Origin of the sequence: Paenibacillus thalictri (assembly GCF_004307995.1) — a bacterium.
GTDB classification, from domain to species: domain Bacteria; phylum Bacillota; class Bacilli; order Paenibacillales; family NBRC-103111; genus Paenibacillus_AF; species Paenibacillus_AF thalictri.
In genome coordinates this window covers 68,130-88,529 of sequence record NZ_SIRE01000018.1, presented here as the reverse complement: position 1 = coordinate 88,529, position 20,400 = coordinate 68,130, and the positions used below count along the sequence as shown (strand labels likewise).

Annotated in this window: 14 protein-coding genes; 8 read left to right on the top strand and 6 right to left on the bottom strand. The window is 49.9% G+C overall.

Annotation, left to right across the window (positions count from 1 at the left end; translation table 11 throughout):
- Window positions 1–63 precede the first annotated feature (63 nt).
- Entirely contained in the window at window positions 64–771 is a 708-nt protein-coding gene (locus EYB31_RS23990; RefSeq protein ID WP_131015964.1) for an MOSC domain-containing protein, read from the top strand.
- 25 nt (window positions 772–796) lie between these two features.
- Here EYB31_RS23990 and EYB31_RS23985 read toward each other — a convergent pair whose 3' ends face one another.
- Together EYB31_RS23985 and EYB31_RS23980 are read right to left on the bottom strand one after the other, a co-directional pair.
- Window positions 797–1,591, bottom strand: a complete 795-nt coding sequence (locus EYB31_RS23985) for a Cof-type HAD-IIB family hydrolase (protein ID WP_131015963.1) — start codon at window positions 1,589–1,591, stop codon at window positions 797–799.
- Window positions 1,588–2,370 carry a DeoR/GlpR family DNA-binding transcription regulator gene (locus EYB31_RS23980; protein WP_338119987.1) on the bottom strand — a complete coding sequence of 261 codons (783 nt, stop codon included), beginning with the start codon at window positions 2,368–2,370 and terminating at the stop codon, window positions 1,588–1,590. The genes EYB31_RS23985 and EYB31_RS23980 overlap by 4 nt, the downstream gene beginning before the upstream one ends.
- A gap of 209 nt (window positions 2,371–2,579) precedes the next feature.
- On the opposite strand from EYB31_RS23980, the gene EYB31_RS23975 reads away from it, so the two are divergent.
- Both EYB31_RS23975 and EYB31_RS23970 read left to right on the top strand, forming a co-directional pair.
- Window positions 2,580–3,653, top strand: coding sequence for an acyltransferase (locus EYB31_RS23975; RefSeq protein WP_131015962.1), 1,074 nt, complete (start codon window positions 2,580–2,582; stop codon window positions 3,651–3,653).
- Between the two features lie 102 nt (window positions 3,654–3,755).
- Window positions 3,756–4,034 carry a hypothetical protein gene (locus EYB31_RS23970; protein WP_131015961.1) on the top strand — a complete coding sequence of 93 codons (279 nt, stop codon included), beginning with the start codon at window positions 3,756–3,758 and terminating at the stop codon, window positions 4,032–4,034.
- A 92-nt stretch (window positions 4,035–4,126) separates the two neighbouring features.
- Here EYB31_RS23970 and EYB31_RS23965 read toward each other — a convergent pair whose 3' ends face one another.
- Window positions 4,127–4,501 (bottom strand): O-methyltransferase, encoded by a 375-nt coding sequence (locus EYB31_RS23965; protein ID WP_131015960.1) that lies wholly within the window; start codon window positions 4,499–4,501, stop codon window positions 4,127–4,129.
- Window positions 4,502–4,738: 237 nt separating this feature from the next.
- Here EYB31_RS23965 and EYB31_RS23960 point away from each other — a divergent pair, with 237 nt between their 5' ends.
- A complete protein-coding gene (locus EYB31_RS23960) occupies window positions 4,739–6,076 on the top strand; it encodes a DRTGG domain-containing protein (protein ID WP_131015959.1) in 1,338 nt (445 codons plus the stop codon).
- Between the two features lie 10 nt (window positions 6,077–6,086).
- On the opposite strand, the gene EYB31_RS23955 is transcribed toward EYB31_RS23960, so the two are convergent.
- Window positions 6,087–6,377: a YtpI family protein gene (locus tag EYB31_RS23955; RefSeq protein ID WP_131015958.1), complete on the bottom strand. Its 291-nt coding sequence runs from the start codon at window positions 6,375–6,377 to the stop codon at window positions 6,087–6,089.
- Window positions 6,378–6,678: 301 nt separating this feature from the next.
- Here EYB31_RS23955 and EYB31_RS23950 point away from each other — a divergent pair, with 301 nt between their 5' ends.
- The 3 genes from EYB31_RS23950 to EYB31_RS23940 all read left to right on the top strand — a co-directional run bounded on the left by EYB31_RS23950 (window position 6,679) and on the right by EYB31_RS23940 (window position 15,198).
- Complete coding sequence (locus EYB31_RS23950) at window positions 6,679–7,242, top strand: HD-GYP domain-containing protein (RefSeq protein ID WP_131015957.1); 564 nt, start codon at window positions 6,679–6,681, stop codon at window positions 7,240–7,242.
- 71 nt (window positions 7,243–7,313) lie between these two features.
- Window positions 7,314–8,480 (top strand): S-layer homology domain-containing protein, encoded by a 1,167-nt coding sequence (locus EYB31_RS23945; RefSeq protein WP_131015956.1) that lies wholly within the window; start codon window positions 7,314–7,316, stop codon window positions 8,478–8,480.
- A gap of 886 nt (window positions 8,481–9,366) precedes the next feature.
- Entirely contained in the window at window positions 9,367–15,198 is a 5,832-nt protein-coding gene (locus tag EYB31_RS23940) for a CARDB domain-containing protein (RefSeq protein WP_165452580.1), read from the top strand.
- 155 nt (window positions 15,199–15,353) lie between these two features.
- Here the strand turns inward: EYB31_RS23940 and EYB31_RS23935 are convergent, their stop codons facing one another.
- Together EYB31_RS23935 and EYB31_RS23930 are read right to left on the bottom strand one after the other, a co-directional pair.
- Window positions 15,354–15,857 (bottom strand): sporulation membrane protein YtrI, encoded by a 504-nt coding sequence (locus EYB31_RS23935; protein WP_131015954.1) that lies wholly within the window; start codon window positions 15,855–15,857, stop codon window positions 15,354–15,356.
- Window positions 15,854–16,186, bottom strand: coding sequence for a YtrH family sporulation protein (locus EYB31_RS23930; protein ID WP_131015953.1), 333 nt, complete (start codon window positions 16,184–16,186; stop codon window positions 15,854–15,856). The genes EYB31_RS23935 and EYB31_RS23930 overlap by 4 nt, the downstream gene beginning before the upstream one ends.
- Window positions 16,187–16,332: 146 nt before the next feature.
- On the opposite strand from EYB31_RS23930, the gene EYB31_RS23925 reads away from it, so the two are divergent.
- Window positions 16,333–20,340 (top strand): DNA polymerase III subunit alpha, encoded by a 4,008-nt coding sequence (locus EYB31_RS23925; protein ID WP_131015952.1) that lies wholly within the window; start codon window positions 16,333–16,335, stop codon window positions 20,338–20,340.
- Window positions 20,341–20,400 lie beyond the last annotated feature (60 nt).

Here is a 20,400-nt window from a genome sequence, read left to right as displayed (position 1 = left end):
TTGCCTGCAAGCCATTTAGCGAAATGAGTCGGACGATATCGTAATGGAATGAGAGGGATGAGGATGGGCGAACGGATCGGTACTGTGGATGCGCTTTGGCGTTATCCGGTGAAATCCATGCAAGGCGAAAGCTGCGATCAGGTGGTTCTGAACGAACGCGGAGCGGAAGGCGACAGGTTGTATGCGGTGCGGGATCACAACGGTAAATTCGGGAGCGGTAAAACGACCCGGCGTTTTACAAAAATGGACGGTTTGTTTCGCTTCCGTTCCTTCTACGAGGACGGGAAACTGGGCATCGAATTTCCCGACGGGACAAAACGTATCGGGCTGAGCCCCAAGACGGATCTGGCCTTGTCGCAGCTGCTGGGGCAACCGGTCCGGCTGGCGGCTGAAGCGGCGGTATCGCATTTTGACGCCGCGCCGGTACATCTTCTCACCCAAGCGGCCTTAAGTTCATTACGCCGGGCTTTACCGGATATGCGGATCGACGAGCGCCGCTTCCGTCCCAATCTGCTGCTGAACGTAATCGGCAACGAACCGTTGGAGCATAGCTGGATAGGCAGACAATTGCGGATTGGCACCGAGGTTGTGCTGGAAATTACGGAGCTGACCGAACGTTGTGTGATGACCACCTTCGCTCAAAGCGAGCTGCCTTATGAACCGAAGCTGCTCAGACATCTCGCCGAAGTTTACGATGCGAACTTCGGCGTTTACGCCAAGGTGGTTCAGGGAGGGATAGCAGCGCTGCATGATACGGTAGAACTGATATGAGTTCCCGTCCTAGCTGAACACAGGTTTACTGATTCTTGTTGTATTGCCGCACCCATTCAACCGCTTCGGCTACACGGCTTACGCTGTATTTGGCTTGGCGCATCACATCGGGATGGCTTCCCGCCATAGCAAAACTATGTCCGACTTCGGCGAACATGGACACATCGTTAAACGAATCGCCGATACAGGCGGTTTCTTCACGCTGTAAGCCCAGTGCGTCCAGCAGGATAGCCAGTCCGCTGCCCTTGGAGATTCCGCTTGGCATCGCATCAAGACAATCGCTGTCCGAAATAAACGTATCGACCTTGCTGCCGTAAGTGGACTTGATTAAAGCTTGCAAACGGAGCAACTCCTGCATGGGACCAAAATAAGAAATTTTGCTGCAATGCAGGTCAAGGCCCAACCGCTCCAATGCATCGGGCTGCAGGTTAAGCGGCGAGAACATGCGCCGGCTTATTTTCTCGGCAACCGGGCTCCATGAAGGGGTCATGTAACGATCGAAGGCGCAAATGACAGAGAGCACGTCAAATCCTGAGCCTGCTTCCATCAGACCGTGCACATAGGCAGGTTCGAAATAAGCGGATCTCAGCGCTTGGCCGGACGCGGTCTGGATAAAAGCCCCATTTTGCGAGACGATATGCCCCGTCATCCCGATTTCTTGAAAAACGGCGGCAATTTCGGAGTGCATCCTGCCGGATGCCAACGAAAAATGTACTTGTTCCCGCTTCGCTTTGTGAATGGCTTCAATTTCCGCAGCTTCCACCGATTTGTGTTCGGACAATAGCGTTCCGTCCAAATCGCTTATAATAAGCTTAATCATGATGGCATGGTCTCCTCCGCAAGCATAATGTGAACCTCGTGTTTATTCAGTACCTCTTCTAAAGCCGGATCAGGTTTCCGGTCCGTAATTACAATATCGATCTGCTCAAACCCCGCTACGGTATGAAACTGCTTTTTCCCAAATTTGGAATGATCGGCAAGCAAAATGACCTGGTCTGCCCGTTTCAGCATTTCACGGATCACGTAACCCTCTTCTTCAAAAGGAGTGGATAAGCCGTCGAGTGTGATCGCGCATATGCCGAGCAGCAGCTTATCGACATGGTAATCATGCAGCATTTCCAGCGTTCGCGCCCCATAAATGAAATGGTGATCCGGGTTAAATTGGCCGCCAAGCAAATGCACGGCAATGCCTTTATCTTTTGGGAGCGAAAGCGGGATATGAATGGAGTTGGTGACCACTACGTTTTTCTCGGTTGACATCGCTTCAGCGGCGAAGCGGACCGTAGTGGACGCATCCATCAGCAAAAAATCGCGATCCTGTATGAGCGAAGCGGCGAGTTTGCCGATGGCCCGCTTTGAGCCGGTTTCATCGCCGAGCCGTTTGTCATAAGCGGGAATATCCTTGGACAATGTCGGCAGTATCGCTCCGCCGCGGGTCCGTAAAATGGTCCCTTGTTCCTCCAGCTTCACCATATCGCGGCGGGCGGTGTCCCGGGAGACGCCATACAAATCACAGATTGTTTCTACGCTGATGCGCCGGTGAATCTTCATGTGTTCGACGATGGCGATCAAACGCTCCTCCTGATACAGGATAATCACCTTCCTTTTACTGGATTGCTTACATTTAACCACATTTAATTCATTTTAACAAGTGTTTATAAGTATTTTTAAGTGATTGTAAGTAAATATTCTGATGAATGTAAGCGGAGTTTAAGTGTTATTAATTACATTCCAATCGCTTTCTATGTGTTTAGCGATTGTGATACAATTTGAAAGGGTACGACAACTTAGGAAGGGTATGAACGGCTTTGGCGAAAACCAAGTTATTAGAGCTTGAAATTGTACGAGCTTTTGCCATATTGGCGGTTCTGCTCATACATGGCACCTCCGAAGCGACGGTTGAGCTGGAGCTCGGCGGAGCGGGACAGAGCATTTATTTGGGGATTAATAAGTTAAGCAATTTTGCCGTACCGGTATTTTTAATGTTAAGCGGGCTTGTGCTGTTTTACCGGTACTCGGGCGATTGGAGCGGGAAGCAGGCGCTTGTTTTTTACCGGCGGCGCATTCAGCAAATCGTAATCCCTTATCTGGTCTGGTCTTTGTTTTATTATTTTTACGATCAATGGCTGTATAACGACAGCAGCGTTCCGCTGCATTTCGACGGGGAAGAATTTCTAGACCTGCTGCCTTGGGCGGATGCTTCTTATCATCTGTATTACATCATTATTATCGTGCAGTTTTATCTGCTGTTTCCGCTGCTCATGTGGGGCTGCACCGCACTCGGGTGGTTCCGCCGGTGGCTGTGGCTGATCGGCGCGGTCATTCAGGCGGCTGCATTCAGTTACAATCACTGGGGTCCGGGAATCGATCACTTCTCGTCCTTATGTATCGATTATTTCAGCTTATTTGCGCTTGGCGGCTCGATTGGGATGTATTACGAAACCTTCATTGCGTGGATGAATCGTTATTACGGATGGGTTATTGCCTTGGCCATGGTATGCGGTGTCGTATTTGCGGCGATGTTTGAGCTCGAGCAGTTGGAGCTGCTGGCTGTATCAGGCTTGTGGTACGCTTTGCTTTTTGTGCTGTATGCCATGTTTGCATGCGTTGCATTTATATGGATCGGCCGCTGGCTGCTGGCGCATACGCCGGGGCTCGCACGTGTATTAATCGGCTTGGGAGCCGCTTCTTTCGGCATTTATTTAGTGCATCCGGCGGTATTGTCATATTGGCGGACGCATTTTATGCGGGTGCAGGAGACTAGCTACGATCTGTTTGTGATTGCGGGATTTTTGCTCTCTTTGATTGTCCCTTGGCTGCTCGCTTCTGGTTATGGAAAGATTTCGTGGTTATTCCGCAGAAAAAAGCAGGTGGCGCGTTAGCCGCTCTCATCCGGCAAAACCTTAAGATCTGGTTCTATTTTGCGGGAGCCGGTCATAAGCTTGGAACATAAATCGTTCTGGAGGATGGGGTGTGGAAAAGCCGTGAAGGGGACCAAACATATTGTTTACATGGCGATCGCCTTAGGGATGCTGTTTTATGCCATTCCCAAACTGGATATTGGACAAGGCATGACGCTGCCGACTGTTTTCGGGGTAATTTGGATCTGTTTTGCATTGCTGATTATTGCTGCCCATTTGCATGAAATTTTAGGCGTCGATGAAGAAGCGCGCAAGGAACACAGCCGGATTAAACGGATGAAGAAATGGCAGCTGGAACAGCTGATTCGGGGCAAACGGAAACAACTGCAGTTTCGAAAATAAGCAAATTGAAGAATAAGAACCCCCGGCCTCCATGGAATTCGGGGGTTTTGTTTTGAAATGATAATAATTAAGATGAGTTCGGGGGAAATCCTTTAATATATTTTGTCGTTGTTCGATAGGATATTTGCCATGTTGTAATTCGATTCGAATTGGATGCTTGTACACAACATGTTTTGCTTAAGGGCGAATTCGAAGCATATTTCTCCATGAGTCCATTTTTTAAACTTTAAAGATTCTTTAGCCGTTTGATGGAAAGAAATAAACTGCGCTTCGGAAAGTCCTTTTTCTGTCATCTGCAACTGGCTGCCTCTGCTTTCCATCGGAAAATGCCTGATACCGAACTTTCCGATCGAATTATTGCGAATTTGAATGAAAAGTGTGCCCGAGCTTAAATAGCTCAGCTCCTCCTTCAGTTGCTTAAAGACGATATCCAATTGTCTGGCAAGCGGCGTATGTTCGAGTATCATCAAAAACCTCCTTTTCAATATAAATTATGGAATATTATGTATAATTTGTCGCTTGAGCCCATTATATAGCAATAAACTGTATGATTCAACATATTTTTACATAAATATTATTTTATTTTTACATAATGCGCATCAAGCCTGGTTGTTAAGTAGGAGAGATATTACTTCAAAGTCCTATTATGGTATGATGGAACTACAGTTTTTCACTGTACGAGACGAACAGAGGTGTTAGCAGGTATGGACCAGGAGCTTACCGCATCATCAACTAAACATGAGCAAATCATCAAATATATCGAGAGTTTGAAGGTCGGCAGTAAAATTTCGGTGCGCAAAATCGCCGAGTCGCTTGGGGTCAGTGAAGGTACGGCGTACCGGGCCATTAAAGAAGCGGACAATCAAGGGCTTGTCAGCACCAAGGAGCGTATCGGAACGGTCCGGGTGGAAAAAAAGCAGCGTCACAACATCGATAAGCTGACTTTTTCCGAAGTCGTCAATATGGTGGACGGCATCGTGCTTGGGGGCAGCGAAGGGCTTGAAAAAACGCTCAATAAATTTGTTATCGGCGCGATGGAGCAAGACGCGATGCTGCGGTACATCGATGCCGGCAGCTTGCTGATCGTCGGCAACCGGAGCGGGGCGCATCTCGGGGCATTGGAGCATGGCGCAGCCGTGCTGATCACGGGCGGCTTCGACACAGATGACAATGTGAAGCGTCTGGCGGACGAATTGAATTTGCCGATCATCTCCAGCACCTATGACACATTTACCGTCGCCTCTATGATCAACCGTGCGATTTACGACCGTCTTATCAAAAAGAAGATCCTCATGATCGAAGATATCATGGGACAAGAGATGCCGCTATATACGCTTAAAGGCCACCACACGCTGACAGATTGGCAGCGGCTTTGTGAAAAGACAGGACACAGCCGTTTTCCCATTGTTGATGAATGGAACCGCTTGATTGGCATGGTTGCGCCCAAGGATCTGGTCGGAGCGCTTCCCGGGCAGTCTCTGGACAAGCTGATGACGCGAAATCCGGTCACCGCCATGCTTCAGACTTCCGTCGCGACTGCAGCGCATATGATGGTTTGGGAAGGCATCGAACTGCTGCCCATTGTGGACAGCAACCGCAAAATTGTCGGTGTCATCAGCCGCAAAGATGTGCTCAAAGCGATGCAATATATTCAGAAACAGCCGCAAAACGGGGAGACGTTCGAAGATTTGATCTGGAGCGGCTTTGCCGAAGATAGGGACAATCAGGGGCAACTGGTGTTCCGCGGGACGGTTACGCCGCAAATGACCAACCATTTCGGCTCGGTGTCGGAAGGGGTGCTGACCACACTGATGTCGCAAGCGGCCTACCGTGTCGTGCAAGATATCAAAAAGAGCGACCTGGTGATGGACAACATGTCCTTTTATATGGTCAAGCCGCTGCAGATCGACAGTATCGTGGAAATACGGCCGAAAATTATCGAGGTCAGCCGTAAATTCAGCAAAATGGACGTGGAAATTTTCCACGCCCAATCGCTTGTGTGCAAAGCGCTGCTGACTGCCCAGGTGATCGATCAGCCTTAAGTCAGCGCAGTTATTTGCTCCGGGAGAATAACGAATAGTTGCGGATGCCGGAGAACAGATTAAACAAGCCAAGCAGCAGGCACACCGTCCCGAATATTCTTCGTGTTATCGAATCTGTGAAAAAGAAGAGCTGAGTGATCGCAATAATCATCAGCATGATCCCCATCGCAATATTCATTTTCGAGGCGTAGATGCCGCGCCGTTTCGGATCGGCTTCTCTCCGATAACGAAAGCTGAAATAAACCGATATGACCAGTGAGACGATGATGAGCGCAAATAAAATGGTCCGTATTGTTTCCATAATCGGATGAAGGCACTTCCTTTGTACTTTTTTGGCGCAAACCGTTCTTTTAACTGTATCGATTTTGTAATGAAAAATCAATGCTGGAGCTTGCCATAGATCAAATGATGTGGTAAATTATTACTCACAAGTTAAAATATGAACGGAAGAACCGTCCAATTCACGAATTGATCGTGTGATGGGCGGTTTTTTTAATGCTCTTTAACGGCAAAGGAAATGCTAGACCATAATGGTAAAATTATGTAATATTGTTTCTAAGCTGTAAGATCTGCTTTGTTTACGGATCGAAAGGTTGGTATTCATGCCCGATTATATGCTGATGAAAAACTTAAGGCGGCATCATGAGGAAACATACTACCACTCCTTGCGTGTTTCCCATTTGGCGTTCCAGCTGGCTTGTCATGCGGGCACCGATTTGGGGACGAGACTTGCAGCGGTACGAGCGGGTCTGCTGCACGATATCGGCAAACTGCATGTGCCGGAATCGATTTTGGCCAAACCGGGCCGTTTGTCCGCAGACGAATACGATAGGGTGAAAGGCCACGTCAACAGCGGGGCCGTTATGTTAAAGGAGCTTGGCTGCGATTCGCTGATTGTCGACGCCGTGCTCGGACATCATGAACGAGAAGACGGCAGCGGTTATCCGGCGGGAACGAGGCGAAACGGGGTGCTGGCGCAGATCGTGGCCGTCTGCGATGTATACGATGCGATGTCCGAGCCGCGCGATTATAAACCTTCGATGGGCAACAAAAAGGTGCTTGACCGCATGCTTCGCGGGGAGCTCGGCGCGCTGCGGATGGATTTTGTGGAGCTGCTGTATGGCGTGGTTTGCGAACCTATCGCCAGTAAACGGAAGTATAGGTAAAGGGTAGAGGATTGGGGAAAACCGGCTAAAAAGCAAATGACACTAGCGCAAAATTGGGGAGGATTACTTGCATGAAGAAATGGCTGGCAATTGTTTTTGCCGCTGCAATGGTTACCGGATACATGGTGAAGCCTGATTCCGTACGAAGTGCAGCCACATTCGCGGATATCGATCATCATTGGAGCAAAGATTCAATTATGAAAGCTGTACAAGCCAAATATGTCGATGGGTACGAAGATGGAACGTTTAAGCCGGATCGGACTGTCAGCCGTGCCGAATTTATCAAACTTGCCGTTTCGGCGCTAAAGCTGCCAATCGACAGCAGTCCAAGCAATGAATGGTATACACCATACTTGAATACGGCTGTGCAAGCCGGGATTCACCGGTATGAGGATTTCAACCAGGACATTAACGGGCCAATCACTCGGCAAGAAATGTCCAGAATCATCGTCCGCGCTACGATGAAGGAACTGCAAAAACCGGAAGTGTACATGGATGACAAAGCGTTTGTCTTTAATGCCGCGAAGCAAGGCTTAATTCAAGGGCTGAACGGTGGAGAGCTTGGATTGGGTGAGGCGACAACAAGAGCGCAATCCGTTACGGTTGTTGATCGCATATTGAGGAAAAACGCCGGTGAGAGGCTGGAAGTGGATAAATACGCCGTCGGCAACGCGGAGCTGCTGATGAAAAAAACCAATATGTTTACGGTCATGCCCGAGTTTTTCGGAGGTGGCGCTATCACCGGTTGGGACCCCGATAATTTGTTTGTGGAAACACCGGATGGAAATTATCGCGGGGAATTGGATCAAGTGATTGCCATCGACTTGGAGGACCCAAACGACCCGAATTTGAAGCTGCTGCCGCCGATTGAGGAGTTGAAATGGGATGGATTAGGTAATAGCTATCCCGTGAAGGACTTTATGAATAGTTATGTATTGCTTATTAAAAGTATAGTTATATACAACAAAGACGAACAAATATACAGCAAAAACATGAACTATTTGCCAGTCACATTCGTAGGTATTGGTACAAAAAATTTAAAAGCCTTTAATAAGGGAGAGTTAAACACCGTTGCACAACTTCTTACTGATTCAGGCTTCCTAACTGCTTATCTATTTCCTAAAAAAGGATTAACGACAAATGGAGAAATTGCAATAAAAACATATGCACCTGCACGTCCACCCCATCCGAATTATATGAAAACAATCTTAAATGTATTAGCCCCTAGAACATATTAATTAAATTCAACATGATTAAAAAAGGGGGGGGCTTGAAATAAATAGATATAGGAAGAGCAGCAGTATTAGTATCTTTATGTTGTTATTTATTATGTTAATCCAGTTATGGCCGATAGAAGTTCTCGATTCGTTGCTTCAAAGAGTCTTTGCAGCCAGTGAAATCAATGAAGAACAAATAACTTTAGCGTACAATTCAAACCATGCCTCAGCAGGTTATCAGGCTATATATAGCAGTGAGAGTACGATGACCACGAACTCCATAATCATTCCTGCTCTTAATGGAAAAATAATCGATGAAGCTTGGTTGCAAAAAGACGGTGTAAAATTCAAAAAAATCAATCTAGCATCAGATAGGTCATCATGGCAGGATACATTAAGTTTAGACGGTGAGATAATTAATGTTTCATCTAAAGGGAATACAACAGCTCAAGGTTACTACGTTTGGTATCGTTATACTCCAAGCGATTCCACCCACGGAGTACTATGGTATGAGAATGGAGGTTCGTGTCCAGCAAGTCCTGCTACATCTGGAACCAGCTTATGTGTTCCGACTGGTGGGATTCTATATGAAAACATCAATGGCTTTAATATGCCGAAGTTTCCATATGTGACGGATAAAGGACTAACCCTAAGTGCAATAAGAGAAATGCCCTATAAATTTGAAGGAACAGGAACAGAAATTCCTTCTTCTGTGGTAGATACTTCTACAATTACATTTGACCCAAATGTGGATGCTACTTCTGATATCCCCGGTACGGAAGAAATAGGTCCAGGAAAATCTGATCCAACAACTACAATACAAAAGGTAAAAGTAGATGATGCTGATAACTTCACCGTTATATATAGTCAAGACTTTGACCATGCTAATTCCCTGTATTCGAAAGATTTGGGCCTTCCCGGCGCAAAGATCATCATTTATTTCGCTGCATTCACAGTAGACATTACCGCCAAAACATACAAATACCCCGACTCCATCAAAGTAACCTACAAAGACGCTCCGGCCACCGACAACTTAACGATCACCGGTGGCTCCGAGCTCTGCACCGCCGGCACTTTGCAGCTTGATGCATTACTAATGCACAGCGGCAGTGTGATAACGTTAAGGCAAGACGCAAATCTGATCTGGTCAAGCTCAAGCCCGACTATTGCCGACGTAAGCAGTTCGGGTCTCGTCAGCTCGGGAAGCATCACCGGGAACGCCACGATTACCGCCAAATACACCGGTCAAGGGTTAAACCTAACGGCCATACATATTATAACCGTCAAAAACTGCAGCGGCACAGGCGGCGACCCGGATTTAATTGTCTCTGAGCTTTTAATCAACGGGTGTTATGGCGTTGGGGATACCGTGGCGATTTCCTACAAAGTCAAAAATCAGGGAGGGTCCACAAGTACGACATTCCGGGTTTCACTCCGGAGAGACGGAACCGAAGTCGATTATTTGATGGTGAATGGTCTTAGCGCGGGAGCCGAGAAGGGGAAAACGTTCAATTTTAAATTTACGTCCACTGTTGCACAAGCGTTTACCGTCGTTGCGGATTCAACCAATACCGTTCTGGAAGCCGACGAAGCGAACAACACACGGAACGAATACTTTACAGCTCAAGCGGCGTCCTGCGCACCTCCTCCAGAAACTCCGGGCATTAAAGGCGATTTTATCTTTTCCCGCGGCTCAACGATTACTTGGGGAAACCCTCAAGTCGTGACACCTGTGGACATCGAAGTGACTGGCTCTTGTCATTATGCAGGACATAAATTCAAGTTCCTTCAAGATACTTTTGGTTATACGTCCGATATATTAAGTCCCGAATCTATGACCCGCACATTGTTTTACAATCCTGGCTCAAGATCGTATGACGGTGGTATTGGTTCCGGAACCGTCATTGTCACAATGACCATATTGACCGATTGCAGCACATATTCGGAAGTGACCCATACATTCGAAATTTTACCCGATCCGTCAAACCGCCCGCCGCTGCTGGAAATTGCGTGGAACAGCACATCAACGGGCAACCAAACCTCATCGGTTGTTTTAGGTCAAGGCGTCTATTTAAAAGTCGTAAGCATGAGTGATCCGGACGGCGATTCTACAACGATTACGTGGGACTTCTCGCACAACAGCTGGACGCAGGCATTGCCGACGAAATACAATTGGCCGAGCCCTTATAACAAACTGCAATATACGGGCATTTCCGCCGATCAGGTTGGTTATTTTAAAGTGTGCGCAATTGCCAAGGACAGCTTCGGGGCAAAGTCGCAAAACTCCTGTACGTATCTCGACGTTATCGGTCCCGAGCCCATCCCGGTCATTACCGGCGGCACGATGGTCAAAGAAGGAAAAACGCTCACACCCGCGTTAAGCGGCGAAAACAGCTATTCTCCCGCACCGGGCAGAACGATCGATCACAACAGGGACGAGTGGACGAACAAGCAGGACATTTATTATACGCCGGGGGAAGTTACCGCCACATTGAGCGTATTCGACAACACCGGGTTAAAATCGTTATTCGCAGCCACGCATAAAATTACCGTGTATCCGGACATACCGCCCATTCCTGATTTGGAGTTCAGTACGCCCATTACACGGGTGCCGAAGTATTTCCGGAACACATCATACAGCCCCGACGGCGACAATATTGCTGTATACACAACAACGTGGGGTTACGACTACTGGAACAACGGTGCTTGCGATCCGACCGTAAATTTAATCTCAAACGATAACAATTATTTTGCATTCCAGCCGCCCAGAATCGGCACCTATTGCTTCCGGGTGTATGCAAAAGAGGACGGTCTTGGAAAAGACGCTTACAAAGACTACACCATTGAGGTCATCAATGACAATCCGGAAGTTACCTTTACGGCGAAAGGCATCACATCAGAACCTAGCCCGATGAACATTGTGACTTACACCCCTGCTCAGATGGTTTCCTGGACAAACACAAGCTTGGACAAGTCATCCATCAAAAATTATTGGCGTGTAAATAGCTCAGGCTCGTTGGTATCATCTAAAAGGCCAATTGCCGTAGCTCCGTATTCGTTCCCTAGCACTCCGGCGTTATCCGCACCGGTACTTATAAAATGCCCGCCGGCGGACGCGAATTGTTCTGTTGGCATGTATATAGGGAACAACTGGTTTTTGGGCAGAGCATCAACAGGCAGTTATGGTTACATCGATTATTACTTGCTGAGTCCCTACAATATGCCGATCAAGATTGGCTCCTTTCAGGAAAACACAACAGGTTATTCTACACAATCAACTTACGACAGAGACTTGGGAGAACTAATCATTTATAGTTCATACGTCTACGGCAACGGGTATAATTCAGCAGGCAGAAGTGTGAGCTGGTCTCGTTATAAGTTGTCGGACTTAGCAAATGGTGCGGTAACAGTAAAAGCCTCGGGAAGCTTTAGCGGCAGCGTTACAAATAACGGAAATGGATGCTGCACCACTTATTCCGGCACATACCCTTCTTATTCAACCGGAGGTTTTATTGGTTATAAGTTGCTGGAGTTTAACGGGGAGTACAAAGATATCAATGTGACAACTCGTACAATAAGGTCATATAAGTCAGACAACAAGACTGTCCCTTATAAAACCGAAACATATGACATTATCCCAGCTTTCGGCAAGGTCGATGTAATCGGCTGGTGTCATGTTCAATGGACCAGCTGTGTGAACGGCCCGCCGCTGATAGATCAATATTTAACGCCTTTCCTTACGCCATACGGAGATTATATGTCTATAATGAATGGCTCGCTGATCAAATGGGATGGCGATACCGGTCAACCCAGTATGGTGCGGCCTAATGTTATCCCCGCCAATGCAGGTCAGGTGCAATCCGTTGACGGGCTTTGGTTGCGTGCCAGCTATTCAAACCCGGACCCATTTTGTTCTACAAGTGAGGATGGGTGCAATAATTACCTTGGATATGTAAGTCTGGAAACCGGACTTACTCAGAGCAATGCGCCAGCCGGTGTAGAGTTTCCAAGCAGTTACTACGTACCTCTTGTCGGTAATAATGGCTGGGGTATCACCAATTATGAAGAACAGATAACTTATCCCAATTGGTGCCTACAGTCAGATGCGAATGATAATTGCATTAAATATGGCGCCTACACATTTACACAAACAAGTCCGGCTATGGGCGATGTGGGGGCCAAGTATGCTGTAGCCGGCAACAAAATGGACTATACTCTTTCATCGATTTGGACGTCGCCTTATGACCGCAATATTTTTGATGACGGCTATTTGAAATACAAGAACAATATTTATACTTTTACCCCGGAAACTGGACAGACCCCTGTCACCAACGAGTATTACACATTCGGTCAGTTAGTAAATCCGGCGTCTCAGCAGGTCACAAACGGCACTGTATCATGGACAGCTAAATATCATCATTTTGATTATGTTGACATGGCTGCAGGCGCAGCTTTCCGGATCCAAGATTACAAAAATATGTATCGCGTCGAAGCCGACAAAAAGACGATTAGCCTTGTGAAAATCGTGAATGGCCGCAAAACGCTGCTTGGTTCAGCATCACGCGCCATGCTGAATGAGCAATGGGTTTCTTACAGCGTCAAGCTTTCTGGAACGCATGTCAAAGTGTACGAGAACAACGGACTTGCAATTGACGCTTATGACGGAACGTTTTCCCAAGGGACAGTGGGCGTATTTTCAACCGCCGACAATACGGAGTTTAAAGGCATCAGCTATATGTGGAGTGATGCCGATCTTCTCACGGAGACCCCGGGTGTCGCTATCGTTGATACAGAAGTCACTTACGAAACAACTTACACCGATCCGGAAAGCGATCCGCGTTTCGACCCGGCAACACAGTGGCAGTACCAGCACGTGGATACGACGAAGTTTTTAGACATTGGCGATGGAAAGTCAGGTTTATCGTCACACCACGGCCAAACGCTCACCACACCGATATTAAGTTTTGATAAAGTTGGGGTGTACAAGGTAGATTACCGTGTACCCGACGACCCTCATCCGGATCACCGTCTGGCCTATGGCGACAATACCTATGCTGCCTATTCAAAATATGCGGATTGGTACACGCAATATTTGATCGTGCATCGCAGACCGGTATCTAATTTCACGCTGGCCGTCAATACAACTACTCACTTAATCCAGTGGACCGATTATTCGTATGATCCGGACCGTTGCTATAACGTAGGTAATTGCCAAAGCGGATACGCTACGAACCATGGCATTTACAAGAAAAAATTTTACTACATCACACCATCGGGCAATATGACGCAGAGCAAACTGGAACGTCCGCAGGAATCCGGAACGTACACCATAGCGATGGCTGTAGCCGACGAATACGGGGCATGGTCGGATTGGTACGAGCAAACCATCGCCATCGATTCGGCAGTGCCGCCGGATAATCCGCCGAATGTGCAATTGACGTTCCCGACGGGCAGTTACAGTGATCCGACCCCGGTCAGTTTGCAGCCGACGATTGCATGGAATCAATCGGACCCCGATCCGGGTACAGAGTTCAGCGTATTCGACCTCAACGTGAAAAACGAATGGGGAGGTTGTGTCGAATGCAAACTCAATCAAAACATGAGCACTTACAACACAAGCTGGGCATGGACCTTGGACAATTTGCTGGCGATGGGGCAAAAATACCAGGTTCAAGTTCGCGTCAGCGACGGAGAGATGTGGTCGCCATGGAGCGGTATCGGATGGATGGCTACCAACAGCCCGCCGGCAGCTTATATGTCGTACCCTTATGGCACGGAAAGCAGTCCGACGTTGGTCAATACGCAGCGGCCGACGTTCACTTGGGCACAAACGGATCCCGATCCGGGTACGGTATTTATGTATTTTCAGATTCAGGTAACAAATGAAGCAAATAACGTCATGTTGTTGGACAGCGGGGTTCAATTCCAAGGCACAACTTCAAACGGCGGCAGTTGGCTGGCGGCGCAGGACCTGCCTGCAGGACAGAAGCTGAGAGTACGGGTGATGGTGTGGGATCAATATGGCTCGGCATCGCCATGGTCTCCGCAAGTATGGATGTACATCAACCGGGCGCCGGTTGCAGATTTTGACTGGTCGCCCAATCCGGCATACGAAGGCGACGTTATAGCCATCGTGAATCGTTCGACTGATCCCGACGGAGATCCGTTGACGGCCGCATGGAGTATCTCCGGACCCGGCGGTTACAGCAGTACCCAGAGCACCCCAAATGCCGGCCTTTCCGGCTCGGATACGGACGGCCAACCCGGAAGTTATGTCGTAACGCTGACCGTGTGTGATCCTTCCGGCGCATGCAATACGGCGGTCAAGTCTATCCCTGTCGGGGATTTGACGCTGCAAGGATTTGTGAAGCATTTTGACAAGTGGAATGAACACCGGCAAAGCTATAACGTCGCAAAAAGCGGGGATCCGGAGCGGCCGCGTCCATACGATATGTTCTGGGCGGGAGAAGGCTTCAGACTCGAAGCGAAAACCAATGTGCCCGCGGTGTCCGTGACTGTCGTCATGAGCCGCACAAATCGGGACGCCTCTTTAACTAGCGGAGATAAAGTGCAGTGGAGCGGGGAACTGAGGGGCGAAGATTTCGAAAAGCTTGCGGACGGCAGCTATACCTTTTCGTTCACAGGCATATGGGCAAACGGACATAAGGAAACGGATGTTCAAACGATCCGTATCCAAGGGCATTGGACGGAATACACCGATTTGGTGCGCAAATATTAACAGAAGCAGCCGCTTTCTGTTGAACAGCGATTTTCACAGAGGATCGTTGTTCGCAAGAGGCGGCTGTTTGCGTTTTAGGTTTTGGAAGAGGAGTGATCTGAGTGTATTAGCGCAGAACTGACGGAAGCGGGATCAATATGGAGCAGGCAAAGCGTTTATCTTAAAGGGATATTTTTCCATATTTTGGCGACGATCCACACCTTTAATTCGGTTTGCGTAAGCACCATCGTTTTGACCGAAACGGCGTAGTCCTTTTGGGAGACATTTTGATAAATCCGTTGGGAAATGAGTTTTTCGTAAAGCAGCGGGTTTTCCTCGAAGCTGGAAACTTTTTGGCCGATGACGATTTTTAAATCCTGCTCGATTTTTCTTTCCAGCTCCCCCATCGCAATGTTATCGATCTCCGCGGCGTCACCTGACGTGACGATCACTTTAATATCGCCGATAACGCTTTGCTTGTTGCGAAGCTTGTTGTTGGTTTCCACCTTTTCGAGCAGCTCGGCTCGTTCTTTACTCAGCTCCCGGTTGTGCTCGATGACCAGGTTGAGGTTATGCTGATAAATGTTCATAAATAAGGCGCTCCCGATAATCGCGCCGGAGATGACCAGACCAAGCCCCTTCAGCAGCCCGGAGTAATATTCAAAAGGTGGGACTCTCAACTCGCCCCCCCGCCTTTGCAAATCCATTGAATTAACGATGTCCCCATTTGAGCTCCGGTAAAGGCGCTGACAAAAAATAAGATCTGCTTGATGGCCGGGGAAATGTGCCCGTCGAGAAAATGGCTTTCGATGACGCGCAGCGGATCGATCGTACCGCCTACTGCGGCGACGAGGGCCCATATTTTAATATTCTCGGAGATGCGCAGCATCGTGTTGCTGGGCGGTTCCAAGATCAACACTGCGCCGATCCCGGACAACATCGTTCCGCCGACAACCGCACCGAAAGCTACAAAAAAGCATTCCGTCATTTTAATCCAAAACAGCGACATGCGGCACATCCTTTCCGCAAATGTAGGTCCAAAGGTCGTCCATTACTACTAATGTATGGGACACCCTGCCGCCATTATGATAAAATAGAAGAAAAAAGCGGCCGGGTGCGGCCATAAGCGACGTTGGATACGGGAGGGCGGTCATATTGAACGAGTTTATCCATCTTCATGTGCACAGTGAATACAGCTTGCTCGACGGAGCGGCACGAATCGAGGATCTGGTCGGGCAAGCCGCCCGACTGGGGATGTCGGCTTTAGCGCTGACCGATCACGGCGTCATGTACGGGGCTGTGTCTTTTTACAAGGCTTGTTTGCAGCATGGCATCAAGCCGATTATCGGCTGCGAGGTGTATTACACGGCGGGGTCGATCAGGGACAAAGGGACCCGGCAGGAGCAGCCGATCTACCATCTGATCTTGCTGGCCAAGAACATGCAGGGTTATCAGAACCTGATGAAGCTGGTCTCCATCGGGCATTTGCAAGGCTTCCATTATAAACCTCGCCTCGATCATGAGCATTTGGCGCAGTATGCCGAAGGGCTGGTTTGTTTGAGTTCCTGCTTGGGAAGCGAGATTTCCCAGCACCTGGTGCATGACCGGTATGATGAAGCCAAGAAGGCGGCGCTGAGGTACCGGAGTATATTCGGCGACGACTTTTTCCTGGAAATACAAGATCACGGCATGATCGAGCAGAAAAAAGTGATGCAATCGATGATCCAGCTGAGCGCTGATACGGGCATCCCGCTTATTGCCACAAACGACGTTCATTATATCCGCCAGGAGGATCACGCCGTTCAGGATATATTGATTTGCATCGGCACGGGCAAAACGGTCGAAGACAAGGATCGCCTGCAGTTCAGCTCCAGCCAGCTGTACTTGAAAAGCGGCGAAGAGATGGAAAAGCTGTTCGCCCATGTGCCGGAAGCTATCGCAAATACGCGAATCGTGGCGGATCGTTGTCAGCTCGAACTCGAATTCGGCCGCTCCATTTTGCCAAAATTCAAGCCGATTCCCGAGCATTTGACGGCAGGCCAATACCTTGGCGAAATTTGCCGTGAGGGTTTAATCAAGCGTTACGGCGCATCGGCGGAATGGGAAGATGAGGAGTTCCGCAGCCGTGTGACGGCAAGACTGCAATATGAGCTGGGCGTCATCGAAAGTATGGGCTTCAGCGATTATTTCCTGATCGTGTGGGATTTTATCCGTTTCGCGCATGAGCAAGGCATTGCCACCGGACCGGGACGCGGTTCCTCGGCAGGCAGTTTGGTGGCGTACGTGCTGAGGATCACGGATGTTGATCCGATACGATACAATCTGCTGTTCGAGCGATTTTTGAATCCCGAACGTGTAACGATGCCCGATATCGATATTGACTTCAGCGACCTTCGACGCGACGAAGTCATCGATTATGTGGTCGGCAAGTACGGCAAAGAACATGTAGCGCAAATTATTACGTTTGGTACGATGGCCGCAAAAGCCGCCGTCCGCGACGTCGGGCGTGTGCTGGCGCTGCCATACAATGAGGTGGACAAGGCAGCCAAGCTGATTCCGCATCAGCTTGGCGTGACATTACGCGAGGCGCTCGAAATCAGCCCCGAGTTGAAAATATTATACGAAAAGCAGCCGAAAACGGCCGAGTTGCTGGACATTGCCATGAAAGTCGAGGGGATGCCGCGCCATGCTTCCACGCACGCAGCCGGCGTCATCATCTCCCGGGAGCCGCTGACGCAATATGTGCCGCTGCAGGAAGGCGGCGAGCAGACGGCGCTGACGCAATATACGATGGAGCATCTGGAATCGATCGGGCTTTTGAAGATGGACTTTCTTGGACTGCGCACGCTTTCTATTATTGAAAGAACGCTGCAGTGGATACGCGAGCAGCATGGCAAGGCGATTGATTTTCATCAAATTCCGATGGACGGCGACATACCGACGTATCAGTTGCTGGAACGCGGCGATACGACGGGGATTTTTCAGTTGGAGTCGTCGGGGGTACGAAGGGTATTAAAAGACTTACGGCCTAACGAATTTACCGACATCATCTCGGTGCTTGCGTTGTATCGTCCGGGGCCGATGGAGTTTATTCCTAAGTATATCGCGGGTAAACATGGCCGGATAGAGGTGGAGTATCCGCATCCCAGCCTGGAGCCTCTGCTCTCCGATACATACGGGATCATTGTATACCAAGAGCAGATCATGCAGATTGCCTCTAAAATGGCCGGCTTCAGCTTAGGGGAAGCCGATCTGCTGCGCCGTGCGGTCAGCAAGAAAAAACGGGAGGTGCTGGACGAGCAGCGCGCCCATTTTGTGAAGGGCAGTATCTCGGAAGGATATTCGGAAGAAGAAGCCAACAGGGTGTACGATATGATCGTCCGTTTTGCCGATTACGGTTTTCCGAAGGCGCATGCGACGGCATACGGGGTGTTGGCATTTCAGACGGCTTATTTAAAAGCGCATTATCCCGTACAGTTCATGGCTTCGATGCTGACGGCCGTGATGGGCAGCCATCACAAAGTGGCGGAATATGTCGACGAATGCCGTCGAATGGGAATCGCCGTGCTGCCTCCGGACGTCAATGAAAGCGGCGTTGTATTTACCCCGGCCAAGCAAGCTGCCGGCGGTAGCGACTCGGCAACAGCGAATAACAACTCCGGCGAGCCGGTCGGCGGTTCGGATGGAGCGGTCGAAGGCTCCACGGACCGATTAGCGACAGCTGCGGTTCATTCTGCTGCGGGTTCGCTTTCCCCAGCGCAACCTGCTTCCGATAGCGACCGGCGCGAAGAAGGGAGAAGCTCCGCCATCCGCTTTGGGCTCGCTGCGGTCAAAAATGTCGGCACCCATGCGATTGAAGCGATTATGAAAGCAAGGGAAGAGGACCCTTTTGAGAGCCTGCTCGATTTCTGCCGCAGAATTGATTTGCGCGTATGCAATAAACGTGTGATCGAGTCGCTTATTCAAGCGGGCGCGATGGATTCCTTGCCAGGACACCGGGCGCAGCTGCTCGCTATGCTCGATGAAACAATCGAAGCGGCGGTCAAGTGGCGTAAGGAACGCGACGATCTGCAGCTGACTTTGCTTGGTTTTACCGAGGAGGCGAATTGGGAGGTCGAATACCCGAATATCGCTCCGATGACGACACTTCAGCGGCTTGAACTGGAGCGCGAGCTGGTCGGCTTATATATTAGCGGCAGCCCGCTTGACGCTTACATGGAAACTATCGACCGGCTGGAAGCGGAGCCGATCCATTATTTGGCGGAGAAACCCGACCATAGCGATGTAACGGTCGCCGGCATGGTCGTTTCGCTGAAAACGATCGTTACCAAAAAAGGCCAGCCGATGGCGTTTATCGAACTGGAGGACCGGATCGCCAAAGTGGAAGTCGTGCTTTTCCCGGAAACGTGGAAACGCTGCGGCTCGCTTGTGCAAAAAGGCAGTCTGCTGTTGGTCCGGGCCAAAGTGCAAACGGGCGACGAGGACGTCAAGCTGCTGGCGGATACCGCGCTGTCGCTGGATGATCCGGAGCTGCTGGATAAAGCGAAGCGCCTGCAAGCTCCGGCGCGGCCCCAGCCGGGCGCGGCGCAGGCCCGCGGTTCGCAAGCGGACGCGGCGTCCCGCGCACAATCGGGAGCGGCGCGGCCCCAACCGGGCGTTGCGCAGGCCCGCGGCCCACAAGCGGACGCGGCGTCCCGCGCGCAATCTGGAGCGGCGCGTGTCCAGCCGGGCGTTGCGCAGGCTCGCGGTTCGCAAGCGGACGCGGCGTCCCGCGCGCAACAGCCGCCGGCCCGCGACCCGCAAGCGGGCGCTGCCACGCCTGGCGGCACGGAGCGGCCCGCAGCCGGTGCGCCCACGCCGCCGCGTTACCGCACCGGCCAGCCGGCTGCCGATTCCGCCGGCGTATCAGCCCGGGCGGCGGCCGCGGCGCGATCCGCGCAGCGGGTGTTCGTGAAGATCCCCGCCGACCGCGAGCAGCCGTCCGTCCTGACCGCGCTAAAAGAGCAGCTGCTGAAGGCCAAAGGCCCGCTACACGTCATTTTATTTTATGAAAGCAGCCAAAAAATGCTCGGATTAAGCGAGATGTACGCCGTAAAACCGTCTCCCGAGCTGTTTCACGAAATTGAAGCGCTGCTTGGCAAGGAAACCGTAAAAGTGAAATAATGGCAAGCCCTCCGGCATATGATGATAGAACCTATAAAAAGCAAGTGCCGGAGGAGGCGT

Excerpts from the sequence above, each read along its gene's own strand:
- EYB31_RS23990 (WP_131015964.1), top strand. The coding sequence starts at position 64 with ATGGGCGAACGGATCGGTACTGTGGATGCGCTTTGGCGTTATCCGGTG.
- EYB31_RS23985 (WP_131015963.1), bottom strand. The coding sequence starts at position 1,591 with ATGATTAAGCTTATTATAAGCGATTTGGACGGAACGCTATTGTCCGAA.
- EYB31_RS23965 (WP_131015960.1), bottom strand. The coding sequence starts at position 4,501 with ATGATACTCGAACATACGCCGCTTGCCAGACAATTGGATATCGTCTTT.
- EYB31_RS23960 (WP_131015959.1), top strand. The coding sequence starts at position 4,739 with ATGGACCAGGAGCTTACCGCATCATCAACTAAACATGAGCAAATCATC.
- EYB31_RS23955 (WP_131015958.1), bottom strand. The coding sequence starts at position 6,377 with ATGGAAACAATACGGACCATTTTATTTGCGCTCATCATCGTCTCACTG.
- EYB31_RS23950 (WP_131015957.1), top strand. The coding sequence starts at position 6,679 with ATGCCCGATTATATGCTGATGAAAAACTTAAGGCGGCATCATGAGGAA.
- EYB31_RS23945 (WP_131015956.1), top strand. The coding sequence starts at position 7,314 with ATGAAGAAATGGCTGGCAATTGTTTTTGCCGCTGCAATGGTTACCGGA.
- EYB31_RS23930 (WP_131015953.1), bottom strand. The coding sequence starts at position 16,186 with ATGTCGCTGTTTTGGATTAAAATGACGGAATGCTTTTTTGTAGCTTTC.